28 protein-coding genes are annotated in these 26,456 nt (G+C 62.6%); 13 read left to right on the top strand and 15 right to left on the bottom strand.

The window, feature by feature from the left end:
• Window positions 1-316 precede the first annotated feature (316 nt).
• A complete protein-coding gene (locus tag CLH61_RS13940; protein WP_099615364.1) occupies window positions 317-748 on the top strand; it encodes a Z-ring associated ZapG family protein in 432 nt (143 codons plus the stop codon).
• Window positions 749-760: 12 nt separating this feature from the next.
• On the opposite strand, the gene CLH61_RS13935 is transcribed toward CLH61_RS13940, so the two are convergent.
• The 11 genes from CLH61_RS13935 to CLH61_RS13885 form a co-directional block, all read right to left on the bottom strand.
• Window positions 761-1,504: a Nif3-like dinuclear metal center hexameric protein gene (locus tag CLH61_RS13935; protein WP_099615363.1), complete on the bottom strand. Its 744-nt coding sequence runs from the start codon at window positions 1,502-1,504 to the stop codon at window positions 761-763.
• 19 nt (window positions 1,505-1,523) lie between these two features.
• The gene (gene hisC / locus CLH61_RS13930) at window positions 1,524-2,576 is read right to left on the bottom strand and encodes a histidinol-phosphate transaminase (protein WP_099615362.1); all 1,053 of its coding nucleotides are present in this window, start codon (window positions 2,574-2,576) and stop codon (window positions 1,524-1,526) included.
• Between the two features lie 148 nt (window positions 2,577-2,724).
• The gene (hisD, locus tag CLH61_RS13925; protein WP_099615361.1) at window positions 2,725-4,035 is read right to left on the bottom strand and encodes a histidinol dehydrogenase; all 1,311 of its coding nucleotides are present in this window, start codon (window positions 4,033-4,035) and stop codon (window positions 2,725-2,727) included.
• A gap of 53 nt (window positions 4,036-4,088) precedes the next feature.
• The gene (gene hisG, locus CLH61_RS13920; RefSeq protein ID WP_099615360.1) at window positions 4,089-4,742 is read right to left on the bottom strand and encodes an ATP phosphoribosyltransferase; all 654 of its coding nucleotides are present in this window, start codon (window positions 4,740-4,742) and stop codon (window positions 4,089-4,091) included.
• A gap of 12 nt (window positions 4,743-4,754) precedes the next feature.
• The gene (murA, locus tag CLH61_RS13915; RefSeq protein WP_099615359.1) at window positions 4,755-6,032 is read right to left on the bottom strand and encodes a UDP-N-acetylglucosamine 1-carboxyvinyltransferase; all 1,278 of its coding nucleotides are present in this window, start codon (window positions 6,030-6,032) and stop codon (window positions 4,755-4,757) included.
• 30 nt (window positions 6,033-6,062) lie between these two features.
• On the bottom strand, window positions 6,063-6,305 hold the full coding sequence (locus CLH61_RS13910) for a BolA/IbaG family iron-sulfur metabolism protein (protein WP_099615358.1): 243 nt from the start codon (window positions 6,303-6,305) through the stop codon (window positions 6,063-6,065).
• A 100-nt stretch (window positions 6,306-6,405) separates the two neighbouring features.
• Window positions 6,406-6,744, bottom strand: coding sequence for an STAS domain-containing protein (locus CLH61_RS13905; RefSeq protein ID WP_099615357.1), 339 nt, complete (start codon window positions 6,742-6,744; stop codon window positions 6,406-6,408).
• Complete coding sequence (locus tag CLH61_RS13900; RefSeq protein ID WP_099615356.1) at window positions 6,741-7,394, bottom strand: MlaC/ttg2D family ABC transporter substrate-binding protein; 654 nt, start codon at window positions 7,392-7,394, stop codon at window positions 6,741-6,743. Before CLH61_RS13900 ends, CLH61_RS13905 begins: the two co-directional genes overlap by 4 nt.
• A gap of 112 nt (window positions 7,395-7,506) precedes the next feature.
• Window positions 7,507-7,956 (bottom strand): outer membrane lipid asymmetry maintenance protein MlaD, encoded by a 450-nt coding sequence (gene mlaD, locus CLH61_RS13895; protein ID WP_099615355.1) that lies wholly within the window; start codon window positions 7,954-7,956, stop codon window positions 7,507-7,509.
• Window positions 7,957-8,005: 49 nt separating this feature from the next.
• Entirely contained in the window at window positions 8,006-8,788 is a 783-nt protein-coding gene (gene mlaE / locus CLH61_RS13890) for a lipid asymmetry maintenance ABC transporter permease subunit MlaE (protein WP_099615354.1), read from the bottom strand.
• Window positions 8,785-9,597 carry an ATP-binding cassette domain-containing protein gene (locus CLH61_RS13885; protein ID WP_099615353.1) on the bottom strand — a complete coding sequence of 271 codons (813 nt, stop codon included), beginning with the start codon at window positions 9,595-9,597 and terminating at the stop codon, window positions 8,785-8,787. Before CLH61_RS13885 ends, mlaE begins: the two co-directional genes overlap by 4 nt.
• A 201-nt stretch (window positions 9,598-9,798) precedes the next feature.
• On the opposite strand from CLH61_RS13885, the gene CLH61_RS13880 reads away from it, so the two are divergent.
• The 12 genes from CLH61_RS13880 to yjgA all read left to right on the top strand — a co-directional run bounded on the left by CLH61_RS13880 (window position 9,799) and on the right by yjgA (window position 19,312).
• Window positions 9,799-10,857: a KpsF/GutQ family sugar-phosphate isomerase gene (locus CLH61_RS13880; RefSeq protein WP_099615352.1), complete on the top strand. Its 1,059-nt coding sequence runs from the start codon at window positions 9,799-9,801 to the stop codon at window positions 10,855-10,857.
• 51 nt (window positions 10,858-10,908) lie between these two features.
• Window positions 10,909-11,475: a KdsC family phosphatase gene (locus tag CLH61_RS13875; RefSeq protein WP_099615351.1), complete on the top strand. Its 567-nt coding sequence runs from the start codon at window positions 10,909-10,911 to the stop codon at window positions 11,473-11,475.
• A complete protein-coding gene (gene lptC / locus CLH61_RS13870; RefSeq protein WP_099615350.1) occupies window positions 11,475-12,080 on the top strand; it encodes an LPS export ABC transporter periplasmic protein LptC in 606 nt (201 codons plus the stop codon). Before CLH61_RS13875 ends, lptC begins: the two co-directional genes overlap by 1 nt.
• Entirely contained in the window at window positions 12,052-12,612 is a 561-nt protein-coding gene (gene lptA, locus CLH61_RS13865) for a lipopolysaccharide transport periplasmic protein LptA (RefSeq protein ID WP_099615349.1), read from the top strand. The genes lptC and lptA overlap by 29 nt, the downstream gene beginning before the upstream one ends.
• A gap of 4 nt (window positions 12,613-12,616) precedes the next feature.
• Complete coding sequence (gene lptB, locus CLH61_RS13860) at window positions 12,617-13,342, top strand: LPS export ABC transporter ATP-binding protein (protein WP_099615348.1); 726 nt, start codon at window positions 12,617-12,619, stop codon at window positions 13,340-13,342.
• A gap of 228 nt (window positions 13,343-13,570) precedes the next feature.
• Window positions 13,571-15,109 carry an RNA polymerase factor sigma-54 gene (locus CLH61_RS13855; protein ID WP_228152650.1) on the top strand — a complete coding sequence of 513 codons (1,539 nt, stop codon included), beginning with the start codon at window positions 13,571-13,573 and terminating at the stop codon, window positions 15,107-15,109.
• Between the two features lie 107 nt (window positions 15,110-15,216).
• On the top strand, window positions 15,217-15,525 hold the full coding sequence (gene hpf, locus CLH61_RS13850) for a ribosome hibernation promoting factor (RefSeq protein ID WP_099615347.1): 309 nt from the start codon (window positions 15,217-15,219) through the stop codon (window positions 15,523-15,525).
• An 87-nt stretch (window positions 15,526-15,612) separates the two neighbouring features.
• The gene (ptsN, locus tag CLH61_RS13845; RefSeq protein WP_099615346.1) at window positions 15,613-16,080 is read left to right on the top strand and encodes a PTS IIA-like nitrogen regulatory protein PtsN; all 468 of its coding nucleotides are present in this window, start codon (window positions 15,613-15,615) and stop codon (window positions 16,078-16,080) included.
• 31 nt (window positions 16,081-16,111) lie between these two features.
• Entirely contained in the window at window positions 16,112-16,993 is an 882-nt protein-coding gene (gene rapZ / locus CLH61_RS13840; protein WP_099615345.1) for an RNase adapter RapZ, read from the top strand.
• A 7-nt stretch (window positions 16,994-17,000) separates the two neighbouring features.
• Complete coding sequence (locus CLH61_RS13835; protein WP_099615344.1) at window positions 17,001-17,270, top strand: HPr family phosphocarrier protein; 270 nt, start codon at window positions 17,001-17,003, stop codon at window positions 17,268-17,270.
• 94 nt (window positions 17,271-17,364) lie between these two features.
• Window positions 17,365-18,726, top strand: a complete 1,362-nt coding sequence (mgtE, locus tag CLH61_RS13830) for a magnesium transporter (RefSeq protein ID WP_099615343.1) — start codon at window positions 17,365-17,367, stop codon at window positions 18,724-18,726.
• A 49-nt stretch (window positions 18,727-18,775) separates the two neighbouring features.
• Entirely contained in the window at window positions 18,776-19,312 is a 537-nt protein-coding gene (gene yjgA, locus CLH61_RS13825) for a ribosome biogenesis factor YjgA (protein WP_099615342.1), read from the top strand.
• A 56-nt stretch (window positions 19,313-19,368) separates the two neighbouring features.
• Here the strand turns inward: yjgA and CLH61_RS13820 are convergent, their stop codons facing one another.
• Genes CLH61_RS13820 through CLH61_RS13805 form a run of 4 tightly spaced genes read right to left on the bottom strand, consistent with a single transcriptional unit; the run spans window position 19,369 to window position 26,449 of the window.
• Window positions 19,369-20,232 (bottom strand): carbon-nitrogen hydrolase family protein, encoded by an 864-nt coding sequence (locus CLH61_RS13820; RefSeq protein ID WP_099615341.1) that lies wholly within the window; start codon window positions 20,230-20,232, stop codon window positions 19,369-19,371.
• A gap of 25 nt (window positions 20,233-20,257) precedes the next feature.
• Window positions 20,258-24,214: a YhdP family protein gene (locus CLH61_RS13815; protein WP_099615340.1), complete on the bottom strand. Its 3,957-nt coding sequence runs from the start codon at window positions 24,212-24,214 to the stop codon at window positions 20,258-20,260.
• Between the two features lie 56 nt (window positions 24,215-24,270).
• Window positions 24,271-25,839, bottom strand: a complete 1,569-nt coding sequence (locus CLH61_RS13810; RefSeq protein ID WP_099615339.1) for an Rne/Rng family ribonuclease — start codon at window positions 25,837-25,839, stop codon at window positions 24,271-24,273.
• On the bottom strand, window positions 25,832-26,449 hold the full coding sequence (locus tag CLH61_RS13805; RefSeq protein WP_099615338.1) for a Maf family protein: 618 nt from the start codon (window positions 26,447-26,449) through the stop codon (window positions 25,832-25,834). The genes CLH61_RS13810 and CLH61_RS13805 overlap by 8 nt, the downstream gene beginning before the upstream one ends.
• Between the last annotated feature and the right edge of the window lie 7 nt (window positions 26,450-26,456).

The following is a 26,456-nucleotide window of genomic DNA, read 5'->3' as shown; positions in this document are numbered from 1 at the left end:
GTGGGCAACTGCCCGCTTGCGATCGGCTTCCGGGGACAGACCCAAGGCCAGCCCCCTCGTCCGCTACTTGGCCGCGCTGTCCGGCTTCCGGGGACAGACCCGAGGTCAGCCCCCTGGCACGGTGCCGGGCCGCGCTGGCCACCTGTGGGGACTGACCTTGGGTCTGTCCCCGAACCCGGCATTTGCCCTCGCCAGGCTATCGGCGAGTAACAATACGACGATTGGCTCAGCCGGTAACAATGGGCGGGAGCGGATTGGGACGTTATACTCCGGTAACGGGCACTGCTCATCAATTTGTAAAAGGACGACACCGCTTATGACAAACCTGATTCTGGCCGCCGTAGCCGCTCTGATTGTGGGCGTTGTGATCGGGGTTCTGGTTGGCCGTTCCGGCCAGGGTTCCACTCTGCGTCAGCGCCGCGCCGAACAGCAGATAGACGAACTCAGAAGCGAATATACCCGCTACCAGGCTCAGGTTAACGAGCACTTCATGGAATCTGCCCACCTGTTGCGCCGGTTCAATGATGCCTACCGGGATGTAAACCAGCACATGGCCCGCGGTGCCAACCGGTTGTGCAACGATGAAGACTGGCAGGCAGAGCTCGAGCGCGAGACCTCCCGCGCCCGCCTGGAAGATGTCCGGGAAGATGGCGTCGAGCCGCCGCGGGATTACGCACCGAAAAGCGATCCCGGGGAAAAAGGCACCCTGGCCGAAGATTACGGTCTGCCGAAGAAGGAACGGGCCTGAGCGCCCTGGCGCTCAGACCGGATTGTCACAGTCGATGAACTGGTGGGCGATGCCAAACTCGCCTGCCAGCGCCTCCCCCAGCGCCTGCACCCCGTAACGTTCGGTGGCATGGTGGCCAGCGGCAAAGTAGTGGATGCCGCATTCCCGCGCGGTATGGGTGGTAGGCTCTGAAATTTCCCCGCTGATGAACGCATCCAGGCCCGCTTCCAGGGCTTTGGTGATATAGCCCTGCGCCGCGCCCGTGCACCAACCCACCCGCTTGATCAGCGCCTTGCCCTCACCCACGTGTAATGGCTGGCGACCGAGCTTTGCGGCGAGATGGCTGGCAAAGTCCGCCGGCGACATGGCGTCAGCCAACTCTCCCTGCCAGACCAGCCCTTCCAGCGGCCGGGCCTGGCCGATGCCCAGCACTTCAGCCAGGCGGCGGTTGTTGCCATAGTCCGGATGGTCATCCAGCGGCAGGTGGTAGGCCACCAGGTTGATGTCGTGGTCGAGCAGGGTCTTCAGGCGGCGCTTCTTCATGCCACGGACGTTCGGCTCTTCACCCTTCCAGAAGTAACCGTGATGGACCAGGATCATGTCGGCACCGGCGGCGACCGCGGCGTCCAGCAGGGCCTGGGAGGCGGTGACTCCGGTGACGATGCGGTTTACCTCGGCCCTGCCCTCGACCTGCAGGCCATTGGGGCAGTAATCCTGGAAGTTCTCCGGCAGCAGCCATTCATCGATCTTGCGCAGAATGTCGTCGCGGTGTGCCATTTGCCTTTCCTCCTTCAGCCTACAACGATTTCAGGCCGGCAATCAGGGCGTCGTTCTGCTCGGCAGTGCCGATGGTAATGCGCAGGAAATCACTGATTCGCGGCTTGTTGAAGTGGCGGACGATGATGCCCTGCTCCCGTAACCCCCGGGCCAGGGCTTCGCCCTCAACTCCCGGCTTGCGGGCAAAGATGAAGTTGGCCTTGGACGGCAACACTTCGAAGCCCAACGCCTCGAGGGCGCCGGTCACCCGTTCGCGTTCGCCGATCACGCCCTGGCAGCATTTCTCGAACCATTCGTGATCTTCAAAGGCGGCGACCGCACCGGCCAGGGCAAGGCGGTCCAGCGGGTAGGAGTTGAAGCTGTTCTTGACCCGCTCGAGGGCCTCGATCAGTTCCGCCTGGCCCACCGCAAAACCGACCCGCAGGCCGGCCAGAGAGCGGGCCTTGGAGAGGGTCTGGCAGACCAGCAGGTTCGGGTACCTGGTCACCAGGCGGATGGCAGTTTCGCCACCGAAGTCGACATAGGCTTCATCCACCACCACGACTCGATCCGGGTTGGCAGCAAGGATTTCCTCAACCTGGTCCAGCGGCAGGTAGCGGCCGGTGGGGGCGTTCGGGTTGGGGAAGATGATGCCACCGTTGGGCTGTTTGTAGTCTTCCGGGTTGATCTCGAAGCTGTCGGTCAGCGCGACGGGGTTACTGGGGATGTTGTAGAGGCCGCAGTAAACCGGGTAGAAGCTGTAGGTGACGTCCGGATACAGGATCGGCTGGCCGTGCTGGAACAGGGCGTAGAAGATGTGGGCGAGCACTTCGTCGGAGCCGTTGCCGACGAAGACCTGGTTGCGGTCTACCTGGTAGTAGCTGGCGATGGCGGCTTTGAGGGCATCGCCTTCGGGATCCGGGTAGAGGCGCAGGTTGTCATTGAGTTCGGTTTTGATGGCCTCGATGACTTTGGGGCTTGGGCCGTAGGGGTTTTCGTTGGTGTTGAGTTTGACCAGATTGGGGATTTTGGGTTGCTCGCCCGGGGTGTAGGGCACCAACGTTGCGACCAATGGGCTCCAGAACTTGCTCATGACACATACTCCTGAGGAAACGGAGGGCGGGTAGTCCTTCCCGGGAAACGCTGCAAGCACCTCCATGTGCGCTTGACTCCGGCCATCCATGGCCTCCGACATTCCCGGGAAGGACTACCCGCCCTCCTCCCATACTGTTGAGTTAACTTCAGCTCTCTTTAATACGATATTCAGCCGACCGCGCGTGTGCGGTCAGACCTTCGCCCCGGGCCAGTACAGAGGCCACGCGTCCCATGCGGTCGGCGCCTTTGGCGCTGAAGCCGATGATGGAGGAGCGCTTCTGGAAGTCGTAGACGCCCAGGGGTGACGAGAACCGTGCGGTGCCGCTGGTGGGCAGGACGTGGTTGGGGCCTGCGCAGTAGTCGCCGAGGGCTTCGGCGGTGTAGCGGCCCTTGAAGATGGCGCCGGCATGGCGGATTTCTTCGATCAGGGCTTCAGGGTCTTCAACGGACAGCTCCAGGTGTTCCGGGGCGATGCGGTTGGAGATGGCGGCGGCCTCGCTGAGGTCGGCGACTTCAATCAGGGCGGCACGGTTGCTGATGGAGGTGGCGATGATGTCGGCACGTTCCATGGTGGGCAGCAGTTTGCGGATGCTGGCTTCAACCTGGTCGAGGTAGTCGCGGCTCGGGCTGATAAGGATGGACTGGGCCTGTTCGTCGTGTTCCGCCTGGGAGAACAGGTCCATGGCGATCCAGTCCGGGTCGGTCTTGCCGTCGCAGATGACGAGGATCTCGGACGGGCCGGCAATCATGTCGATGCCGACGACGCCGAAGACTTCGCGCTTGGCAGTGGCAACGTAGATGTTACCGGGGCCGACGATTTTGTCGACGGCCGGTACGGTGTCGGTGCCATAGGCCAGTGCGCCCACGGCCTGGGCGCCACCGATGGTGAACACGCGGTCGACGCCGGCGATGGCGGCGGCGGCCAGTACCATGTCGTTCACTACCCCGGCCGGGGTCGGTACCACCATGATGACCTCGCTGACGCCGGCAACCTTCGCCGGAATGGCGTTCATCAGTACCGAGGACGGGTACGCGGCCTTACCGCCGGGTACGTAGAGGCCGGCCCGGTCCAGCGGGGTCACTTTCTGGCCGAGTACGGTGCCGTCGGCATCCTCGTACTGCCAGGAGTTCTGCAACTGACGCTGGTGGTAATCGCGGATGCGGTCAGCGGCCTGCTCGAGGGCGCGCCGCTGGTCCCGGGGGATGCGCTCAAGGGCTTCCTGCAGGCGGGCCTGGGACACTTCAAGTTCGGCCACGCTGGCAGCGCTGACCTGATCGAATTTTTCGGTGAACTCGAGTACCGCTGCGTCACCGCGGGTTCTGACCTGATGCAGGATATGACGTACCGCCTCGTTGACCTGGTGGTCGACGCTGTCTTCCCAGGCCAGCAGGGTGGAAAGAGCTGTATCGAAATCAGCCTGGGCGGCTGACAGGCGCTTGATGGTGACGTCAGTCATGGTCAGATTCCCGCTATGAGCTTTGGGTTGTGTCGTTCGGCAAAATTGAGCAGTCAGGCAATCTCTTCGGTTCTTCGGCGTTCTACCGCAACGCCCATCTTTTCGATGATGGGGTGCAGCAACTGGTGTTTCATCTTCATCGACGCGCGGTTGGCCACCAGGCGGGTGCTGATGTGTTCGATCAGCTCCCGCGGTTCCAGGCCATTGGCCTTCAGGGTGTTGCCGGTGTCGACGATATCGACAATTTCATCGGCCAGGCCCAGGATCGGGGCCAGTTCCATCGCGCCATAGAGCTTGATGATATCCGCCTGGCGGCCCTGGGACGAGTAATAGCGGCGTGCCAGGTTGACAAACTTGGTCGCGACCCGGAGCCGGCCCTGGGGTGGCTGCCGGTCCTTGGGGCCGGCAGTCATCAGGCGGCAGCGGGCGATGTTGAGATCGAGCGGCTCATAAAGCCCCTCGCCACCGTGCTCCATCAGCACGTCCTTGCCGGTTACCCCCAGGTCGGCGCCGCCATACTGCACGTAGGTGGGCACGTCGGTGGCACGGATGATCAGTACCCGCACGTTGGGGTCGGTAGTGGGAAACACCAGCTTGCGGGATTTTTCGATGTCATCCAGCAGCTCGATGCCCGCCTCTTTCAGCAGCGGCAGGGTTTCCTTGAGAATTCGCCCCTTCGACAGCGCGATGGTGATGGAGTCAGTCATGTCGCCTTCCGGTTAGTTAGCCCCTGCACGGGCTGGCAGCCGGCGGATAATGCCACCGAGCAGCTGCAGTTTCTCTTCAATGCATTCGTAGCCACGGTCGATGTGGTAGATGCGATCCACGATGGTGTCGCCTTCCGCGACCAGGCCGGCGATCACCAGGCTTGCCGAGGCCCGCAGGTCGGTGGCCATCACCGGTGCGCCGGTCAAATGGTCGACGCCCTTGATGATGCAGGCATTGCCTTCCAGGGTGATGTCGGCACCCATGCGGATCAGCTCCTGCAGGTGCATGAAGCGGTTCTCGAACACCGTCTCGACGATGGTACCGGTGCCTTCGGCCACCGCGTTCATGGCGGCGAACTGGGCCTGCATGTCGGTGGGGAACGCCGGGTACGGTGCGGTACGCAGGTTAACCGCTTTCGGGCGGTTGCCCTTCATGTCCAGTTCGATCCAGTCGGCCCCGGTACTGATGTGCGCGCCGGCCTCTTCCAGCTTGAGCAGGACGGCTTCCAGGATGTCTTCACGGGTGTCTTTCAGTTTCACCCGGCCGCCGGTTGCGGCGGCAGCCACCAGGTAGGTGCCGGTTTCGATGCGGTCCGGCAGCACGTTGTAGTGACAGCCGTGCAGCCGTTCCACGCCGTTGATCTCGATGGTCGCCGTGCCATGGCCCTTGATGTCGGCGCCCATGGCGATCAGGCACTCGGCCAGGTCGACCACTTCCGGTTCGCGGGCCGCGTTTTCGAGAATGGTCTTGCCGTCGGCCAGGGTGGCGGCCATCAGCAGGTTCTCGGTACCGGTGACGGTGACGGTATCAAGGAAGATATGGGCACCCTTGAGGCGACCGTTGGTCTTGGCCTTGATATAGCCATTCTCCACCTTGATGTCCGCACCCATCAGCTCGAGGCCGTGGATGTGCAGGTTGACCGGGCGGGTCCCGATGGCACAGCCACCGGGCAGCGAGACTTCCGCTTCACCGAAGTGGGCCAGCAGCGGCCCCAGCACCAGGATGGAGGCGCGCATGGTTTTCACCAGCTCGTAGGGCGCATGGAAGTGCTTGATGGTGTTGGCGTGGACTTCCACACTCAGCTTCTCATCAATCATCAGTTCCACACCCATGCGGCCGAGCAGCTCGATCATGGTGGTGATGTCGTTCAGGTGCGGCAGGTTGCCAATGGTGACCGGCTCGTCGGCGAGCAGGGTCGAGGCCAGGATCGGCAGTGCCGAGTTCTTGGCGCCGGAAATCCGGATTTCACCATCAAGGGGATTACGGCCCCGGATCAGAAGTTTGTCCACAATAGTTATCCTGTAATCAGAGACCGGTCATCAACCCTGGCGGGCCGCCCATTCAGCCGGCGTAAACGCTTTGGGATGCAGGGCATGAATGGTACCGTCGAGGACCCGGGAAAACAGGGCCTTGTTGATCAGCTGCTGACGCTTGATGGTCGACAGCCCTTCAAAGACCTCGCCCACCACAACAACCATGTAATGATTGCCGTCTACCTGCACCTGAACCTCGCAGTCCGGCAGGGCTTGTTTGACCAGTTCGACGACTTCGTGGGCTTCCATAAAACAGTCCTCAGGGTATTTTCAAATCAGGGGCGGGATTGTAACCAATTCTGCAGTCCGGGTCAGCTTTGCTGCAGCGGACCCGGTGATGGTTTATCAGTCAGCCGGCGTGATGGGCAGCGAAGCCCGGCAGATGATCCACCAGGCCACTGAGCGCAGCCAGGGAATGCAGGCGCTCGCTGACGCCGGAGAAGGTCAGTGTCAGGTTGCGGGAGGCGGCCAGGCGCTGCCAGCACAGCAGCAGGGACAGCACCACGCTGTGGGCGCACTCCACCGCGGACAGGTCGACGGTGAGATCCTGGCCTTCAGCCGCAATCAGTTGGTCACCGGCGGCACGGAGGTCGGCAACGTTATCCGGGGTCACAACGCCACTGAGGGCAAGACAATGGTCCCCTGCCCTGGTGACCGCGACAGCTGCGGCCGGTGCGTGGTTGTTCACGTGTTGTTGACCTCCTGGTCGAGATCCAGCGACTTCACCGCATCACCCCAGCCGTCAATCACCGCCTGCACCTGGCCACGATTCTGTTCCATTTCCTGGCTGAAACGATCACGGAACGCCAGGCCGATGTTGACGCCCTCGACGATGACATTCTCCATCAGCCAGCGGCCATCTTTGCTGAGATACATGGAGTAGGTCACCGGATAGCGGTTGCCGGTGGCGGAGATCACTTCCATCTGCACCGACGCGCGGCCGCTGTCCTGCTCGTTGATGACGGCTTCCTGCACGATGATCTGGAAATCCTGGCTTTCCACCAACGCCTGGGCGTAGCTGTCGAACAGGCTGCGCTTGAACTTCTCGACAAATTCATCCCGCTGCGCCGGTGTGGTCTGCCGGGCATAGCGCCCCATGACCCGTGCCGCGATACGGCGGAAATCGACGAAATCCCGCAGGGCATCGTCCATGCTGCGATAGAAGGCTTCCGGGTCGGCTTCATACAGGCCGCGCTCGGCGTTGAGCTTGTTGACCAGCTTCTGGGTATTGTCATCCACATACTGACGCAGGTCCTCTTCGGGACCGGCGTGTGCGGGCGCCATTACAACCGCCAGCACAAGGGCAAGGACGGGAAGTAATTGCCTGATCAAAACCATGATTCTCTCCTGTATATCCCGGGCACCTGCAGGTCGGCCCCGGTTCAGTTCCTGCGACGTGACGGGCATCCGGACGTCTGTTCTACAGCATAAGGGCCTGCGCCGAGCGCGATCAGCGGCCAGAGGCAAAGTTGCTGATCATGCGCTCGAGATTCATCGCAGACTGAGTTGAATAGAAAGCATCGCCCTGCTTCATTGATGTTTCGTCTGCCCCGACGGATATATCAATGTACTGCTCACCGAGCAGCCCGGATGTACGTATAATTGCGGAACTGTCGGTGGGAATGGTGTCCACCGCAGCGTTGATCTCCATCGCCACCACGGCCTGGAAGGTGTCCTTGTCGAGGTCGATCTCGCGGATGCTGCCAACGGTGACGCCAGCCATGGAAACCTTGCCCCGCGGGGTCAGGCCGCCGGCATCGTTGAAGCGCGCATAGACCGTGTAGGTCTCGCCCGGTGACTTAGGTGTCAGCCCGCTAACCTGCAGCGCCAGCACCAGCAGCGCGGCACACCCGGCAATGATGAACAGCCCGACAATGATTTCTGTTGTTCTCTGCGCCATTGCTGGCTCCCCTTTAAATATCCCGAAAAAGTATCCCGAAACACGCTGCTCAGAAGTTTCCGAACATTACCGCCGTCAGCACGAAATCCAGCCCCAGCACTGCCAGGGAGGAGTAAACCACCGTTTTGGTGGTGGCCGAGCTGATGCCGGCGGACGTCGGTATGCAATCGTAGCCCTGGTACACCGCAATCCAGCTGCACACGAAGCCGAACACGATGCTCTTGATGACGCCGTTGATGACGTCATCCACAAATTCGACGGAGGACTGCATGTTGGCCCAGAAGGAACCTTCAAACACCCCCAACCACTCCACGCTCACCAGCATGCCGCCCCAGATACCCACCACCGAGAAGATCAGTGCCAGTATCGGCATGGCGATAAAACCGGCCCACAGGCGCGGCGCAATCACCCGGCGCAACGGGTCCACCCCCATCATTTCCATGCTGGAGAGTTGCTCGGTGGCTTTCATCAGGCCGATCTCGGCAGTCAGCGCCGATCCGGCACGACCGGCAAACAACAGCGCCGTCACCACCGGGCCCAGTTCCCGCAACAGCGTCAGTGCAATCATCTGGCCGATCGCCGCCTCGGAGCCGTAGTCGGAGAGGATGGTGAAGCCCTGCAGCCCCAGCACCATACCGATGAACAGACCGGAGACAATAATAATGGCCAGCGACAGCACACCCACCGAATAGAGCTGGCGGATCAGCAGCGGCAGACCGACCCGGGGTTGCGGCACCCCCGCGAGGGTGCCGACCAGGAAGCGGCCGGAACGCCCGAGGGATGCGATCACATCGAGGCCGGTGCGGCCCAGACTGGCAATTCTGTCGATCATTGGCCGGCTCCTGTCACGCCCCAGTCGGTCACCGCATCCGGGGCCGGGTAATGGAACGGTACCGGGCCGTCCGGCTGGCCCTGGAGGAACTGCTGCACCTGGTCAGACGGGTGCTGGCGGAGCTCCTCCGGGGTACCCTGCCCGATCACCTTGCCATCGGCAATGATGCAGGCGTAATGGCAGATACTGAGGGACTCGGGCACATCGTGGGACACCAGCACACTGGTCAGCCCCATGGAACTGTTGAGATCCCGGATCAGTTTGACCAGCACCCCCATGGCAATGGGATCCTGGCCGGCAAACGGTTCGTCGTACATGATCAGCTCCGGGTCCAGCGCAATACTGCGCGCCAGCGCCACCCGACGGGTCATGCCTCCGGACAGCTCCGAAGGCATCAGGTCCCGCGCACCGCGCAGGCCGACGGCTTCAAGCTTCATCAGTACAATGTCGCGGATCATGTCTTCCGGCAGGCTGGTATGGACCCGCAGCGGAAAGGCGACGTTTTCAAAGGTGCTGAGATCGGTAAACAGCGCGCCGCTCTGGAACAGCATGCCCATCTTCTCCCGCAGGCGGTAAAGTGCCTTGCGACTGAGCTTGTGGACCCGTTCTCCGGCCACCACGATTTCGCCGCTGGCAGGGCGCAACTGGCCGCCAATCAGTTTCAGCAGCGTCGTCTTGCCGGTACCGGACGGTCCCATGATGGCCGTTATCTTGCCCTTCGGGATATCCAGGGTGACACCGTCGAAGATCCGCCGGTTTCCCCTTGAGAAAACCACGTCCCTGACTGATATATAGGTGGAAGACTCCATAAACCATCCGTTCCAAGCCGCCGCGTTGCGGGGGTGTACATTATGCCAACACAGCGCCAAGCTCAATGCGTTGAACCCAAAATATCCTGACCGCAATGTTCAGTTAAGCTGAACATGTGCGCCACCGGGCAACGCCACGGGCTTAAAGTGATATACTGCCGCCAACGTTTTCAGGCAGCCAATTTCCGGACCGGAACACCTATGACCACGTCCAAGACATCCGCCGCCCAGCCCGGCGCGCATTCCGACACTCGCCCTGACACCCCGGCCGGCGCCGGTGCCCGCCCCGGCAAGACCGCAGGTTACCGCGCCTCCGCCCTGCGCGCCGTTGAGATCGAGCGGGATGCCATTGACGCACTGAGCGGACGCATCGACGACCATTTTGAGCGCGCCTGCGAGGTTATCATGGATTGCCAGGGGCGCGTGGTGGTCACCGGCATGGGTAAATCGGGCCATATCGGCAACAAGATTGCGGCCACTTTGGCCAGCACCGGCACGCCGTCGTTCTTTGTCCACCCCGGAGAGGCCAGCCACGGCGACCTCGGCATGATCACCGGGCAGGACGTGGTGCTGGCGATCTCCAACTCCGGCAACACCAGTGAAGTGCTGACCATCCTGCCGCTGATCAAGCGCATGGGAGCACCGCTGATCAGCATGACCGGCAACCCGGCGTCCGTACTCGCCCGCGAGGCGGTGGCCAACCTTGACGTCAGCGTCGCCCAGGAAGCCTGTCCGCTCGGCCTGGCGCCTACGTCGAGCACCACGGCCACCCTGGTAATGGGCGACGCCCTGGCGGTGGCACTGCTGGAGGCCCGCGGTTTCAGCGCCGAGGATTTCGCGTTTTCCCACCCCGGTGGCAGCCTTGGCCGTCGCCTGCTGCTGCGGGTGGCCGACATCATGCACGCCGGCGACCGCATCCCCCGGGTCAACGAGGACACGCCCCTCAGCGGTGCCCTGCTGGAAATTTCCCGCAAGGGCCTGGGCATGACTACGGTGATCAACAGCGCCGGAGACCTGGTGGGCGTGTTCACCGACGGCGACCTGCGCCGCACCCTCGACCGCTCCATTGATGTCCACAGCACTCCGATCCGCGACGTGATGACCCGTAACGGCAAGACCATTCATGACGACCAGCTGGCCGCCGAGGCACTGAACATCATGGAAGAGATGAAAATCAACGCCCTGCCAGTGACCGACCGCAGCGGCCACCTGGTCGGCGCCATCAACATGCATGACCTGCTGCGGGCCGGGGTTATTTAGAGGGTTATTTAAGGGGTTATTTAATTTGAGCGCTTCAAGGAATCAATTGAGATGAGCAACCCGATGACTCTGCAGCCCCCCGAGTGGCCCGCCGCGGCACTGGAAAAAGCCCGCGGCATCCGCCTGCTGGCCCTCGATGTGGACGGCATCATGACCGATGGCAAGCTGTTCTTCAGCGCCAACGGCGACGAACTCAAGGCCTTCAACATCCTCGACGGTCTGGGGATGAAGCAGGTGATGGCGGCGGGCATTACCGTGGCGGTGATCACCGGCCGCACCTCGCCGCTGACCGAGAAGCGCATGCGAGACCTGGGTATCCCGCATCTGATGCAGGGCCGCGAAGACAAGCGGGTGGCGTTGCTGGAGCTGAACGAAACCCTCGGGATACCGGCAGCGCAGATTGCCTACATGGGCGACGACCTGCCGGACCTGCCGGCCATCCGCTATGCCGGCCTCGGCATAACCGTGCCTGACGGCCACTGGTTCGTCCGCCAGCACGCCGATTACTGCACCCGGGCAGCCGGTGGCAGCGGCGCCGTCCGCGAAGCCTGCGACCTGCTGCTGACCGCCAATGGCCAGCTCGACGCTGCCCTGGCCCGTTACCTGGAGCCCCGTTGATGGGGGCCATCCTGGATCTCGCCGGCCGCCCCTGGGTCAGAACCCTGGCGCTGATTGCCAGCATCCTGGCGCTGGCATCGTTGTTGTGGCAGAGCGACGAGCCCCGCGAACCGACGGCAGCGGCGGACCTGCGGGGCGCTACCGAGCCGGACGGTTTCGTGGTCAACGGCCGTTACCTGGCATTCAACGAAACCGGCCAGCTCACCAGCCACATCGAGAGCCCGCGCATTGAACAGTTTGAATCGACCCGGCTGGCGACTATGATGGCGCCGGAAGCCACCCTGTATGACGAGAGCAGTGGCGTACCCTGGACCCTTCGGGCCGATAACGGCCGTTTCACCGAGGGTACGGACATCGTTGAACTGGAGGGCAACGTGGTGCTGACCCGCCCTCTCGGGGGCGGCCGGGACGCGACCCTGATCACCGAACAGCTGACGGTGGACAACCGCAACCGTACGGTATACACCGACGCGCCCGTGGAGATGACCGACCGTTACAGCGTCACCCGCGCCACGGGCATGAAAGCCTGGATCGACGAACGCATCCTGGAACTGGAATCACAGGTAGAAGGACGTTATGAGCCTGCCAAACGCAACACACCGTAAGCCGAACCGGCCTGCCCTGGCTGCCGCCCTGCTGGCCGCGCTGGCCGGCCTCGCTCCCGCGGCCTGGGGGTTCGACCTGACCTCCGGCGCCCCGATCACCATCAGTGCGGACACCGCGCGGCTTGACGATGGCAAGGGTGTCGCCACCTACACCGGCTCGGTGGTGGTGACCCAGGAGCGCACTCGACTCAGCGCCGCCCGGGTGGTGCTGTACCGGGAACAAGGCGAACTGACCCGCATCGAAGCGGACGGCCAGCCGGCCCGCTACCAGCAACCCGCCCGCGACGGCAACGGCGAAACCGACGCCCGTGCCCGCAGGATCACCTACTCGGCGAAGGACAACGTGCTGACCTTCGAACAGGAAGCGGTGATCGAGCAGGACGGCAACCTGTTCCGCGGCGACATCATTCATTACGATACCGCGCAGCGGGTTGTTACCGCGGAAGGCGCTCCCCGGAACGGCGAAGGCCCGGGCCGGGTCGAGATGGTTATCCAGCCCCGCAGTAGCGACGGGCAGAAGGAAGGGCAATAAGCCAATGGCAGTTCTCAGGGCCAGTCACCTGGCGAAAAGCTACAAGCAGAAAAAAGTGGTCCTCGACGTCTCCCTGGAGATCCGCAGCGGCGAAATCGTCGGCCTGCTCGGCCCCAACGGCGCCGGCAAGACCACCTGCTTTTACATGATCGTGGGACTGGTGCCCGCCGACCACGGCCGCATCACCATCGACAATACCGACATCACGCCGCTACCGATGCATGGCCGGGCCCGCAAAGGGATTGGTTACCTGCCCCAGGAAGCCTCGGTATTCCGCAAGCTGACCGTGCGGGACAACATCATGGCCATTCTGGAGACCCGCAAGGGCCTGAAGAAGGCCGACCGCGAGGCCAAGCTGGAAGAGCTGCTGGAAGAGTTTCACATCACCCACATCCGCGACAGCGTCGGCATGGCACTGTCCGGCGGCGAGCGGCGGCGGGTGGAAATTGCCCGCGCGCTGGCCATGGAGCCCGCCTTCATCCTGCTGGATGAACCGTTTGCCGGCGTCGACCCGATCTCGGTCAGCGACATCAAGCACATCATCCGCCACCTGCGGGACAAGGGCATCGGCGTGCTGATCACCGACCACAACGTGCGTGAGACCCTGGACATCTGCGAGAACGCCTACATCGTCAGCGGTGGCCACATCATTGCCTCCGGCAACGCCACCGACATCCTCGCCAACCAGCAAGTCAAGGAAGTTTATCTCGGTAACGAATTCCGCCTGTAAATCCTCGGGTTGGCCGGGTTGCGCAGCGGAATCAGCTGCCCCGGCGACCCGGGCTGATTGTCTTGCCTGTCACGAACCAGTAAACTCGGCAGAAAACTTGCTTGTTATTTCGATCGGCGAGGCAAGTAGCTATCAAATAAGCATTTTTTATCCATCCGGGAAAATGGAACGACCGCCGAATGAGGAGTTACCCGGTGCCAGGTGTTATTGCATGACGGTATTCAGACCATGGTGATGAAAGCCTCTTTACAGTTAAAGCTCGGTCAGAGCCTGACCATGACGCCCCAGCTGCAACAGGCGATCAGACTGCTCCAGCTTTCCACCCTGGACCTGCAACAGGAAATCCAGCAGGCACTGGACTCCAACCCCATGCTGGAAACCTCCGAGGACGACGGTCACGACGACTTGCCGGAGACCAACGAGCCCGGCGGTGACGACCGGAGCACAGACGACAGCAGCAATCCCGCCGGTTCCGAAACCGACACCGATACCGGATGGGACGAATCCGAGAACGGCCCGGACTGGGCTTCCGAAAACGACATTCCCGACACCATTCCCGATGACCTGCCGGTGGATACCGCGTGGGACGACATCTATCAGTCGGCACCGGCACCCGCCGCCCGCAACGACGACGAGAACGACTACGACTTCGAGTCGCGCAACTCGCCGTCGGAAACCCTGCACGACCACCTCGAATGGCAGCTCAACCTGACACCGCTGAGCGAGCGGGACCAGGCCATTGCCCATGCCCTGCTCGACGCCGTCGACGACCACGGCTATCTCACCAGCCCGCTGGAGGAAATCCACGCCGGCCTGGCCGAGGACAGCGATGAAGACCCGCTCGAGCTCGATGAGGTGGAAGCCGTGCTGCACCGGCTGCAGCATTTCGACCCGCCCGGCGTGTTTGCCCGCAACCTGCAGGAATGCCTGCTGATCCAGCTCAACCAGTTGCCGCCGGAGACCCGCTGGCTGCCCCAGGCCCGGCTGGTGGTCACCCACTACATCAACCTGCTCGGTAACCGCGACTACGCCCAGCTGCTGCGCCGCAGCCGGCTGAAGGAAGAGCAGCTCAAAGAGGTGCTGGCGCTGATTACCGGGCTGAACCCGCGGCCCGGCGATTCCATTGACCGCGCCGAGCCCGACTACGTGATTCCGGACGTCATTGTCCGCAAGCACAACGATCGCTGGCGGGTCGAGCTCAACCCGGAAATTGCACCGCGCATTCGTGTCAATGCGAGCTATGCTTCCCTTATAAGGCGTGCGGACAGCAGTGCCGACAACACCTACCTGCGGGACCAGCTGCAGGAAGCGAAGTGGTTCATCAAGAGCCTGCAGAGCCGCAACGAGACGCTGCTGAAAGTAGCGACCCGGATAGTTGAACACCAGCAGGGTTTTCTGGACCATGGCGAAGAAGCCATGAAGCCGCTGATCCTGTCGGATATTGCCCAAGCGGTAGAAATGCACGAATCGACCATTTCTCGGGTGACCACCCAGAAATACATGCATACACCCCGGGGCATCTTCGAGCTGAAATACTTTTTCTCCAGCCACGTCAGCACCGACGAGGGCGGAGAGTGTTCCTCCACGGCAATCCGTGCCATGATCAAGAAACTGATTGCCACGGAGACCCCGAAAAAGCCCTTGAGCGACAGCAAGATTGCCGCCATGCTTGGAGATGAAGGGATCAAGGTTGCGCGACGGACGGTGGCCAAATACCGCGAAGCCATGCATATTCCACCGTCCAATGAACGGAAACGACTGGTCTAGGGTCTTATTTCACCGGCCCGGATCCACTAAACTACCGCCAGCCACTCCGGTGACCTGGCACCCGGCCGGCGCGGACTGCTCCGGCATGATGACAACAGGAGACGCCTATGCAACTCAACATTTCAGGCCATCACGTCGAACTGACTCCCGCTCTGAAGGATTACGTAACCGAAAAGTTCGAAAAGCTTGAGCGTCACTTTGACCACATTACCAATTGCCAGGTGACCCTGGAGGTGGAAAAAGTGCGTAACATGGCGGAAGGAACGTTGCATGTGAATGGTGGTGAAATCCACGCAAAGGCTGAAGAAGAGGACATGTATGCCGCAATCGACGCCCTCATCGACAAGCTGGACCGGCAGGTCCTGAAGCACAAAGAAAAGAATGTTGACCGGATGCACGGTAACGGCTCCCGCTAAGGCTCAGCAGTTCCGTCATATGCTTTAAAACGAGCTGCGGTACGAACCACGTACCGCAGCCTTTTTTTACGGAAAGCCCGTCGATTCATGACCGACACTACACTGACCATCGAAAATATCCTGGCACCAGACCTCGCGCTGTGCCGGGTTCAGGGTACCAGCAAGAAGCGCATCCTGGAGTTCATTGCCGAGCAGGTGAACCGGCATGACCCGGCGCTGGATGAGACCGAGATTTTTAACAACCTGGTCTCCCGCGAGCGGCTTGGCAGTACCGGCATCGGCCAGGGGATAGCCATTCCCCATTGCCGCCTGGAAGGTTGCGACCATGTCGTGGGTGTACTGATTACCCTCGAGGAAGGCGTCGCCTTCGACGCCATCGACAACCAGCCGGTCGACTTGCTGTTTGCCCTGATCGTCCCCAAGGAAGCGACCAGCGAACACCTTGAACTGCTCAGTCAGCTGGCCGAGAAATTCAACGATCGCGGCTTCTGCGACCTGCTGAGGCAATGCACCGATGCCGACTCGCTCTACCAGCGCATGATCTCTGCCAGCTAACCGGCACCAGCATGACGGGAGGTAATGCACCATGAAACTGATCATCGTCAGCGGCCGTTCCGGCTCCGGCAAAAGTACCGCGCTGCACGTGCTGGAAGACCTGGGTTTCTACTGCATCGACAACCTGCCGATCGGTTTGCTGTCACCCCTCATCCAGGAAGCCGCGGCGCAAACGTCGCCCGGCCGCCTGAAGAAAATGGCGGTGAGCATCGACGCCCGCAACCTGTCGGACGACATCGTCAATTTCGAAGACATCTATCAGCAACTGCAGCATGCCGGGATGACCATCGAGATCATTTTTCTCGATGCCACCGAACAATCGCTGCTGCAACGCTTTCACGCCACCCGCCGCAAGCACCCGCTGAGCAATGACCGCACCTCCCTGCGGGAAGCCATCAGCAATGAAAAGCAGTTGCTGGAACCACTGGCACGGCTTGCCGACCTTTACGTGGACACCACAGGGATGTCGATTTACCAACTGCGGGACATGGTGAAACAGCGGGTGGTGGGGCGCCGCGAGCAGGAAATGGCCCTGCTGTTCCAGTCGTTCGGTTTCAAGCACGGGGTGCCGGTGGACTCCGACTATGTGTTTGACGTCCGCTGCCTGCCCAATCCCTACTGGGACCCGGCACTGAGGGCCTTCACCGGCCTCGACCAGCCGGTTATCGAATTTCTCGAAGCCGACCCGATGAGCCGCCAGATGGTGAATGACCTGTCCGGCTTTATCGAGTCCTGGCTGCCATCGTTCGGCAAGAGCAACCGTAGCTACATGACCATCTCCATCGGCTGCACCGGAGGCCAGCACCGCTCGGTGTATATCTGCGAGCAGCTCGGGCGGATCTTCTCGGCCAGTCATGGCAACGTCCAGATTCGCCATACCGAACTGCCGCAACTGAACACCCGGGACGACTGAACCTGCCATGATCCGCAAGCCCGTTACTATCATCAACAAGCTCGGCCTCCATGCCCGAGCGGCCGCCAAGCTGGTGGCCACCGCCAGCGAGTTCGAAAGCGCGATCCAGCTTGGCCGTAACGGTCGCGAGGTGGACGCCAAAAGCATCATGCCGGTGATGATGCTGGCCGCCAGCAAGGGGACCGAGATCGACCTGATCGTCGACGGCCCGGACGAGGAACGGGCTGTGGCGGCCCTGGAAACCCTGATCAACGACTACTTCGGGGAAGGCGAATAGGAATCCGTACGGGATTCACCTACAAGTCTTTCTCACTACCGAAAGCTAAGTCCGCTATAATACTTGAGTTTCCGCCATCAGCACCGGGTGACTCATGACCGATATTCTGGAAAAAGGCCAGGCCCGCCAGCGTCTTCGCTCGTTGAGTGAAGCCCTGGACAGTGGTGCGCTGAAGCAGGTTGCGCGCATCCTGAACGGTGGCCTGAGCCCCAGTGATATCGCCCACCTCCTCGAATCCTCTCCGCCCCGCCAGCGTGCCCTGCTGTGGAACCTGGTGGACAAGCAGCTGGAAGGTGAAGTCCTCCAGTACCTCAGTGACGACATCCGGGGTTACTTCCTCAGCCAGCTGAACGCCCAGGAACTGGCGGACATTATTGAGGATTTCGAATCCGATGACCTCGCCGACCTGCTGCAGCAGCTGCCGGACACGGTCATCCAGGAAGTGCTCGACACCATGGACGAGCAGGACCGGCAGCGGGTGGAGGAGGTCCTGTCCTACCCGGAGGACACCGCCGGCGGTCTGATGAACACCGATACGGTGACGGTGCGCCCGGACATCAGTATCGACGTGGTGCTGCGCTACCTGCGCCGGCACCGAACCCTGCCGCCGATGACCGACAGCCTGATTGTGGTGAGCCGGCGGGACGAATTTATCGGGGTGCTGCCGATTACCAAGATGCTGGTCTCCAACCCCGCGACCACCGTGCGGGAGGTAATGGATACCGACATCGAAGCCATCCCGGTCAGCCTGAGCGATACCAAGGTCGCCACCCTGTTCGAACGCTACGACCTGATCTCCGCCCCGGTGGTCAGCGAGGAAGGCCGACTGCTCGGCCGGATCACCATCGATGACGTGGTTGACGTTATCCGCGAGGACGCGGACCACTCGCTGATGAGTATGGCCGGTCTCGATGAAGACGAGGACACCTTTGCCCCGGTGATGAAAACCACCCGGCGACGGGCCGTGTGGCTGGGGATCAACCTGCTGACGGCATTTACCGCCTCAGCGGTGATCGGGATATTTGAAGACACCATCGCCAAGGTGGTTGCCCTCGCCGTGCTGATGCCGATTGTTGCCAGCATGGGTGGCATTGCCGGCAGCCAGACCCTGACCCTGGTTATCCGCGGCATGGCCGTCGGCCAGATCAGCGGCGCCAACGTGCGCTGGCTGCTGAACCGGGAGTTCCTGGCAGGTGCCCTCAACGGTATCCTCTGGGCCATCGTGGTGGCCACCGCAGCGACCCTGTGGTTCCGCGACCTGCTGATTGGCGGCATCATTGCCGCCGCGCTGGTGATCAACCTGGTGGCCGCTGCCCTGGTGGGCACGGTCTTGCCCCTGTTCCTGAAATCCCGCAACATTGACCCGGCCCTGGCCGGCAGCGTCATTCTCACCACGGTGACTGATGTGGTGGGTTTCATGGCATTCCTTGGCCTGGCGACCATCTTCTACGGCTGACGCTCCGGTTGCCGCCGCGCCTCATAATCAACACATTCCGGATCACACCATGACCGACTACAACCACGACGAACACCCGGATCACGACGAGGAGTTTGGCAAGAGCAAATCCCAGCTCAAGCGGGAGATGCACGCCCTCCAGGAACTGGGCAAGCGGATGCTGGATCTGGATAACGACCAGCTGGCCACCCTGTCTATCAGCGACACCCTCCATGCCGCCATTGTGGAATCCCGCCGAATCCGCCAGCACGAGGCCCGGCGCCGTCACCTGCAGTACATCGGCAAGGTCATCCGCCAGGAAGCGGACCCGGAAGGCCTGCAGCGGGCGGTCGATGCCTTCGATGCCGGCAGCGAGGAGCACACCCGCCGCCATCACCTGGCCGAGCGCTGGCGTGACCGGATGCTCGCCGAAGGGGATTCGGCGGTGACGGAATTCATGGAGTACTGTCCGGCGGCGGAAGTCCAGCATTTGCGCAACCTTGCCCGCAATGCCCGCAAGGACGTCGAGAAAGGCAAGAACACCGGACAATCCCGCAAGCTGTTCCGCTACCTGCGGGAACGCATCGACGACGCGGAAGCCGGCTGAGCGCCCGCTTCCCTGCTGCCACCCGGCTCCATATGCGCCAGTTTACAGGCGCCGGTTTACAGGCGCCGGTGCTGCCAGACCGGCATCCGGGTGCGCACATGCTCCAGCTGGTCGGGATTGAGATCGGCAACCACCAGTCCCGCGCCCTCGTCGATTTCCGCCGCGATCCGGCCCCAGGGGTCAGCAATCAGGGTGTGACCGTAAGTGCGGCGCTTGGGACTGTTGTGGCCGCCCTGGCCGGCAGCCACCACCCAGACCTGGTTCTCGATGGCGCGGGCGCGGATCAGGGCATGCCAGTGGGCATCACCGGTCTGCCAGGTAAACGCGCTGGGCAGGGTCACCCAGTCTGCCCCCCGCTCCCGCAAGGCCCGGAACAACTCCGGAAAACGCAGGTCGTAACAGATCGCCAGCCCCAGCACCCCGACCGGGGTCTGCACCGTCACTACAGCATCGCCAGGCTCGAAGGTATCGGACTCCCGATACTGGCCATGGGCGTCGTCCACCATGGCATCAAACAGGTGGATCTTGTCATAGCGGGCGACTTCCTGGCCGTGGTCGTCGAACACCAGGCAGCTGGCGCGGACCCGCCCGGCAATCGGCTCGCCATCCGGCCGGTCAGCCAGCGGCATGGAACCACCGACAATCCACAGCCCCAGCGTGCGGGCCTGTTCCGCCAGGAACGCCCTCACCACGCCCTCGCCTGACAGTTCCCGGCGGCCGCATTCGACCATTTCCGAGGTCTGGAGTATGGCGAAGTTCTCCGGCAGCACGGCAACCCGGGCGCCCTGGTCTGCCGCCCTGGCCAGCAGCTGCGCCGCCTCGGCCAGGTTGGCCTGCAGGTCCCGGCCGCTGACCATCTGGATGGCCGCCACCCGGTGGGGAAACGAGCTGTTCGGTGCTTCGCTGTGCAGTGCCGTCATCAGTTGGTTCCTCCGCCGTCAGGTTTCATTCGCCGGTGTCGAACACGTTGCGCAACCGCACATCCGGCTCATCCCAGCTACCACTCACACTATAGGTGGCGCTGGTCAGTTTGCTCAACGGGTCACCCAACACCTTGTCGAGAACGAAGAGTGCCCCGCCAAGGGGTGCGGCACCCAGCAGGATCGCCGCCAGTGGCAGGTTCTGGGTCAATGGCAGTACCACCACCAGGCGCATGTTCAGGGTCTCTTCGGCGAGGTTGGTGCTGCCGGACAGCTTGAACGCCCCCGATGGCCCGACGATCTGCAGTTCCGGATCCAGGGTCAGGTTACCACTGGTCAGTACCGCCTTGCCCGACAGCGCATCAAAGGCGACACCGGCTTCGTAAAGGTCGGAGAAATCGAGCCGCAGTCGCCGCCAAAGATTGTCCGAATTGAGAATGTTGAAGATGCGGAATAGCTGGGCAGTGCTGTTCTGCTCGAGAATCACCCCGTCATCCAGTCGCAGGCTGACGTCGCCGCTGAGTTCGTCCAGGCCAAAGCCGTCCGGCCGCCCCGGCCATTCCAGGTCCAGCGCAATTTCGGTCTTCTGGTTGCGCAGTGGCATTTCGTCGGTCAGCAGCCCCTCCAGGTCAGACAGTCCGCCTCCCGTCAACTGGCCGGTAAGCCGGGTTCGCTCCCGCTCCCCGGCGATACTCCAGGCCAGTTCGCCATCAAAAGCCAGCGATCTCAGATTGCCGCGAAGCGCCTCGACCCTGAGCAACGTTGGCTGGGGACGCAGGCCGAATGACCATTGCCCGAGCGACTCCTCCCCCAGCCGCAGATCCGCGATCCGCACGTCGATGTCCGGCCAGTTTTCCAGCGCCAGGGCACGGAATGCCTCCAGCTGCTCATCCACGGTAAACTGCCGGCGTGATGGATCCTCGCCGTTGCTGGGGGCAATGCCGAGCTGCTGGAAATCGACATTCACCGGAGTCAGCGGTGAATCCGGAATGGTGATACGCCCGGTGGCTCGCTGCGACCGGGTATCGATCAGCCAGCTATCTGCCGTCGGTCGCGCGGTAACGGCAATATCCGGGAACGCCTGGCCAGCGACCCGCAACTCACCCAGTTCCAACTCCAGCAGACGGAACCACTGCCGCACACCGGTAGCGCCGGCGGAGGCTTGACCCGCCTCGGCGTCCCCGGGGGCCGCCGCCAGCCGGTCGAACGCCGCCTGCCAGAGACCAATATCCAGCACCGCCAGCGGCCCGCTAATGACCAGGCCGTTGGCCTCCGGCAACTCCACGGCGTCCGTTCCCAGGGCCACCCGGCCCCGCTGGAACTGGCCATCCGCCCACAGCATGCGAAATGCCAGCCGGTCCTGCAGCACACCGGACAACACCGGCCCCCGCTCATCGGCCAGGTCCAGCACCGCCTTCAGGGGCTGTTCTTCCCCGGCCGCCTTACCGAGCGGCATTGGCCAGTCCACGGCAAGATCCTGCAACCCCGAGTAGAAGGAAATGGCCGACGCGGTCTCCGGCGAGGCATCCAGGGTGGCGGTGTAGTTGATACTGCCTGCCAGCCCCGTAGCGCCCGGCAACGGCCACCAGGGCGCCGTACTGGCTTCGGCAACCCCGAGGGCCCCGGTCTGGCGGATGCGCAAAGCATTGCCCTCGGCGCGGCTTAACCCAATCCGCACCGGATGATCCATAAAGCGGCCAGCCAGCGGTTCGCCGGCAAATCCGCTGCCGCTGTTGTAGCTCACCCGCCCCTGCAGGTCCCGCCACTGCAAACCAGCGGGTTCATAGGTCACCGCGCCGCCGGCGGTGTCGATGCTGACGTCGACGTCCGGATCAGCCTGGCTGCCCAGTGGAATCCCCAGCGCAAGGTCGAGCTGGTAATTGCCGGCAAACTTCAGGTTGGCGGCGGCAGCCCCGGCCATCTCACCCAGGGGACTGTTGGTCATCCAGAAGCCAACCGCCTCGCCCGGCACCGGTGCCGAGGCGTCCACGAACACGGTCGTACCATCATTTGCCGGACTCACCCTGACCGCCCCACTGGCCAGGTCCAGGCCACCTATACGGGCCTGGTCGAGGGTAACCCGGGCGCTGGCGTTGTTAACGATGACCTCGCCACTGACTTGTTCTGCCGCCGGCCAGCGGGGATCATAACGGACCGTGGCGTCACGAAACCGGTACCGCATCGACGTGCCGAACGAACCCTTGCCGGCGGATTCGCCAATCAGGCCATGACCATAGAATTCGCCGTCGTCAATCCGGGCATCGGTGATTGCAATGTTCAGCCACTCATACAGGGCCGGGCTCACCACGTGAACCGGCACGAACTCTGCCAGCATGGCCTCGCTGCCATTTTCGACGGCCACTTTCAGACCGAGGTTATCCTCACCGTCCCGATCCAGCCGCAGATCGAACGCACCGGTCAGGCGCGCTGTGCCACTGTCAGGCGGGCTGTCAGCGCCGTCCGGACTCTCACTCGCGGCACTCCCATCGGGGCGCCAGTGCATGGTGATGTCGTCGGAAAATACCCGGGTGACCGGGCCTTCGAGGCGCCAGCCCACCGCGGCTTCCACATGATCAAAGGTCCACGCATTGGCAAACAGTTGGGGAAAGCCCAGCGAGGCATTGTCACCACGGACACGAACCTGGCCACCGCTGCGGTCCATCATCAGCACACCACTGAGCCCCGAGGCCCCCGGCGCGCCCCGATAGGCCGAGACACCGGCGTCGACCAGCCCGCTCACCAGCTCGAAGCCGCCCGCTGCCGGCACCCGCAGGCTCAAGTTGTCGAGCTGGCCTTCCGGCTGGTAGTTCCCCAGGGCCCGGTCAAAACGCTCCGGCAGCAGATTCAGGGTATCCACCAGGCGCGCGAGGGGGCCCACGGTTATGCCGTGACCATAGGCCGTTACACCCTCGGGGTCCCGGTGCAGACGGAGACTGAAAGGCTTTACCGTCTCACCGTTCCAGCGCCAGGTCAGGTTCCTGAGATGAAAGTCACCGGCCAGCCACGCCGCCTCCGGGTTGTCCGGACGGCGCCAGCCGAAATCGGCACCGATGGCCTCCAGGGGAGCCAGCGAGGCCTCGCCAGAGCGTAATTGCAGATAGGGGGTTTCGAGGCGCCCGGTCGCCTGCTGCAGGCGACCGTCCTGGAAGGTGAACCAGGCGCGACCACCGACATCGAAGCCCTCGGCGCTGAGGTCGCGCCAGGCAAGGTCGCCCACCAGCTCGTCAAACCAGCGACCGGAACTGAGCTCCAGGTAAGCCTGGCCGGTAAAGTCGCCACGGAAGAAATGGCGCCCTACCAGCCGGAAGCTTGCCAGCTGCTCGGTGGTGCCGGAACGCATGGCACGACCGGCAATATGAAACAGACCCCGGGAATACACCAGGTCGAGCTGGGGGATGGAGACGTAGCGGATATTGCTGCCATCGGTACGAATGCCGAGATCAACCCGGGTAATCCGCACCGACGGATCGGACAGCCAGGCCCCGGCCCGGTCCAGCCAGAGTGACAGGTCACCGGATTGCAGGCCATCGGCGGGAACACCACGCACGGCAATCTCGCCGGCGGAGTCCCGGGTCAGGGTCAGCTCGAGGCCATCCGCTTCGAAGTCACCGAACACCAGGCGGAAACGGAACAGCGAGGCCAGGCTGTCGAGGCGGACCCGTAAATGCTGGAGCGAGCCTGCCACGCCACTGCTGGCGCCGGGACCATGGACCCGGACATCACGGGCTTCCAGTACCGGGTCAAGCCATTGCCAGCTGGCCGCGAGCGTGCCAATGCTGACCTCCTGACCAAGCTGGGCTGACAGCCGCTGCTCAACCGTCGCGCGGTAGTCGTTGATGTTCTGGGTCAGCTGCCGGCCTACACCGACATAAATCGCCAGCAGCACCAGAACGGAGAGCAACAGCCACCAGACCAGGCTTGCCAGCCTGGCCACCAGACGTACCGGGGCGGCGGCAGACTCACTGCCGTCAGACGCAGTCATCGGTGAACGTCACCTCGTCATCCACTGCAACGACCGGCCGGCTGTCAGCGCTCCGCTCAGAGCAGGACCACATCATACTGTTCCTGGCTGTAGAACGGCTCGACCTGGAAGCGGATACTCTTGCCGATGAAGGTTTCCAGGTCGGCCACGTTGTCGGACTCCTCGTCCAGCAACCGGTCCACCACGCTCTGGGAGGCCATCACCAGGTAGTTCTCGGGCTCGTAGGCGCGATTGATCCGCAGGATTTCCCGGAAGATTTCGTAGCAGACGGTTTCCGAGGTTTTCAGGAAGCCGCGACCGTCACACACCGGACAGGACTCGCACAACACCTGGCCCAGGCTTTCAGTGGTGCGCTTGCGGGTCATCTCCACCAGGCCCAGCTCGGAGACCCCGGTAATCTTGGTCTTGGCATGGTCCCGCTCGAGCATCTTTTCGAGCATGCGATGGACCTGGCGCTGATGTTCCGGGTCATCCATGTCGATGAAATCGATAATGATGATGCCGCCGAGGTTACGCAGGCGCAGCTGGCGACTGATCGCACGGGCCGCCTCGAGGTTGGTCTTGAAGATGGTTTCCTCGAGGTTGCGATGCCCCACAAAGCCGCCGGTGTTGACGTCAATGGTGGTCATCGCTTCGGTCTGGTCAATGATGACGTAGCCGCCGGATTTGAGCTGCACCTTGCGGCTCAGGGCCTTCTGGATTTCGTCTTCAACACTGTAGAGGTCAAAAATCGGCCGTTCGCCCGGATAGTACTCGACCTTGTCCTGGAACTCGGTAACAAATTCGGCAACGAACTCGATCACCCGCTGGTAGCTCTCGCGGCTGTCGATACGCACCTTTTCGGTCTGCGGGCGGATCAGGTCACGAATCGTGCGGATGAACAGTGGCAGGTCCTGATAGACCACCGCCGGCGCCTTGACCCGACTGATGCGTTCGTTCACCGACTGGTTGAGCCGGTTGAGGAAATTCATGTCGGCAATCAGGTCCTGCTCGGCGGCAGATTCCGCCGCGGTGCGGATAATGTAGCCGCCGCTGCTGACCTTCTGTTCTGTCGTGCCTTCCGGGCTGCCTTCTGTTGCGCCTTCTACAGCACCCCCTATGGCACCTTCTACAGCACCGTTTATAGCACCTTCTACAGCACCCCGCTCAACAATTTCCCGCAGCCGGGCACGCTCGGTTTCGTCCTCGATGCGCTGGGAGATGCCAATGTGGCTGACCCCGGGCATGTACACCAGGTAACGGGACGGAATGGAAAGCTGGGTTGTGAGCCGGGCGCCCTTGGTACCGATAGGGTCCTTGGTCACCTGCACCACCAGCGACTGGCCTTCCCGCAGCAGGGTACGGATATCCGGCACGGTGCGGGGGGCTTCAACAGGCTCGTCGGAGCCGTTCTGCTGGCTTGCCACCACATCGGAGGCGTGGATGAAGGCGGCGCGTTCCAGGCCGATATCAACAAAGGCCGCTTCCATCCCCGGCAGAACACGGACTACCTTGCCCTTATAGATATTGCCGACGATACCCTTGCGGCTGGTACGCTCGATGTAGACTTCCTGCAGCATACCGTTCTCGACCAGAGCCACGCGGGTTTCCACCGGCGTCACGTTGATCAGGATTTCTTCACTCACTGTGGCTCTCCTTACTGCATGTACGACCCCAGGCCTGCCAGACCGGCTGACCGGCCTCCGCCAGCAAACCGGCGGTCTCTAGCAAGGGTAGACCAACTACCGCGCTGTAGCTGCCGGTGAGGCTTGCCACAAAAATACCACCCAGGCCCTGGATCCCATAGCCGCCGGCCTTGTCCATGGGCTCGCCGCTGGCGATATAGGCATGGATTTCATCGTCAGTCAGTTCGCGGAAGCGGACCTCCGTGGTCACCAGGCGGGCAGTACAGTGGTCGGCCGCGGCCAGGGCCACCGCCGTCATCACCCGGTGGGTATGGCCGGACAACCGGCGCAGCATGTCGGCGGCCATCGCTTCATCGTCCGGCTTGCCGAGTATCTGCTCCCCCAGCACCACCGAGGTATCCGACCCGATCACCAGGCTGTCAGCAACTGTGGTACGTTGCCGGCCGGCAACGGCTTTTTCCCGCGCCAGCCGCTCGACGTAATGGGCCGGCAGCTCACCGGGCAGCGGGGTTTCGTCGATATCCACCGGGCAGACGGTAAAATCCAGCCCCATCTGGCGGAGCAGCTCGGCCCTGCGCGGAGACGCCGAGGCAAGAATGATCGGGCGCATGGGAACT

This window comes from Marinobacter profundi (assembly GCF_002744715.1).
Lineage (GTDB): Bacteria > Pseudomonadota > Gammaproteobacteria > Pseudomonadales > Oleiphilaceae > Marinobacter > Marinobacter profundi.
This window is presented reverse-complemented; position numbering and strand designations above follow the sequence as displayed.

Excerpts from the sequence above, each read along its gene's own strand:
- CLH61_RS13940 (WP_099615364.1), top strand. The coding sequence starts at position 317 with ATGACAAACCTGATTCTGGCCGCCGTAGCCGCTCTGATTGTGGGCGTT.
- CLH61_RS13935 (WP_099615363.1), bottom strand. The coding sequence starts at position 1,504 with ATGGCACACCGCGACGACATTCTGCGCAAGATCGATGAATGGCTGCTG.
- hisC (WP_099615362.1), bottom strand. The coding sequence starts at position 2,576 with ATGAGCAAGTTCTGGAGCCCATTGGTCGCAACGTTGGTGCCCTACACC.
- hisD (WP_099615361.1), bottom strand. The coding sequence starts at position 4,035 with ATGACTGACGTCACCATCAAGCGCCTGTCAGCCGCCCAGGCTGATTTC.
- hisG (WP_099615360.1), bottom strand. The coding sequence starts at position 4,742 with ATGACTGACTCCATCACCATCGCGCTGTCGAAGGGGCGAATTCTCAAG.
- CLH61_RS13910 (WP_099615358.1), bottom strand. The coding sequence starts at position 6,305 with ATGGAAGCCCACGAAGTCGTCGAACTGGTCAAACAAGCCCTGCCGGAC.
- CLH61_RS13900 (WP_099615356.1), bottom strand. The coding sequence starts at position 7,394 with ATGGTTTTGATCAGGCAATTACTTCCCGTCCTTGCCCTTGTGCTGGCG.
- mlaD (WP_099615355.1), bottom strand. The coding sequence starts at position 7,956 with ATGGCGCAGAGAACAACAGAAATCATTGTCGGGCTGTTCATCATTGCC.
- mlaE (WP_099615354.1), bottom strand. The coding sequence starts at position 8,788 with ATGATCGACAGAATTGCCAGTCTGGGCCGCACCGGCCTCGATGTGATC.
- CLH61_RS13885 (WP_099615353.1), bottom strand. The coding sequence starts at position 9,597 with ATGGAGTCTTCCACCTATATATCAGTCAGGGACGTGGTTTTCTCAAGG.
- CLH61_RS13880 (WP_099615352.1), top strand. The coding sequence starts at position 9,799 with ATGACCACGTCCAAGACATCCGCCGCCCAGCCCGGCGCGCATTCCGAC.
- CLH61_RS13875 (WP_099615351.1), top strand. The coding sequence starts at position 10,909 with ATGAGCAACCCGATGACTCTGCAGCCCCCCGAGTGGCCCGCCGCGGCA.
- lptC (WP_099615350.1), top strand. The coding sequence starts at position 11,475 with ATGGGGGCCATCCTGGATCTCGCCGGCCGCCCCTGGGTCAGAACCCTG.
- lptA (WP_099615349.1), top strand. The coding sequence starts at position 12,052 with ATGAGCCTGCCAAACGCAACACACCGTAAGCCGAACCGGCCTGCCCTG.
- lptB (WP_099615348.1), top strand. The coding sequence starts at position 12,617 with ATGGCAGTTCTCAGGGCCAGTCACCTGGCGAAAAGCTACAAGCAGAAA.
- CLH61_RS13855 (WP_228152650.1), top strand. The coding sequence starts at position 13,571 with ATGGTGATGAAAGCCTCTTTACAGTTAAAGCTCGGTCAGAGCCTGACC.
- hpf (WP_099615347.1), top strand. The coding sequence starts at position 15,217 with ATGCAACTCAACATTTCAGGCCATCACGTCGAACTGACTCCCGCTCTG.
- ptsN (WP_099615346.1), top strand. The coding sequence starts at position 15,613 with ATGACCGACACTACACTGACCATCGAAAATATCCTGGCACCAGACCTC.
- rapZ (WP_099615345.1), top strand. The coding sequence starts at position 16,112 with ATGAAACTGATCATCGTCAGCGGCCGTTCCGGCTCCGGCAAAAGTACC.
- CLH61_RS13835 (WP_099615344.1), top strand. The coding sequence starts at position 17,001 with ATGATCCGCAAGCCCGTTACTATCATCAACAAGCTCGGCCTCCATGCC.
- mgtE (WP_099615343.1), top strand. The coding sequence starts at position 17,365 with ATGACCGATATTCTGGAAAAAGGCCAGGCCCGCCAGCGTCTTCGCTCG.
- yjgA (WP_099615342.1), top strand. The coding sequence starts at position 18,776 with ATGACCGACTACAACCACGACGAACACCCGGATCACGACGAGGAGTTT.
- CLH61_RS13820 (WP_099615341.1), bottom strand. The coding sequence starts at position 20,232 with ATGACGGCACTGCACAGCGAAGCACCGAACAGCTCGTTTCCCCACCGG.
- CLH61_RS13815 (WP_099615340.1), bottom strand. The coding sequence starts at position 24,214 with ATGACTGCGTCTGACGGCAGTGAGTCTGCCGCCGCCCCGGTACGTCTG.
- CLH61_RS13805 (WP_099615338.1), bottom strand. The coding sequence starts at position 26,449 with ATGCGCCCGATCATTCTTGCCTCGGCGTCTCCGCGCAGGGCCGAGCTG.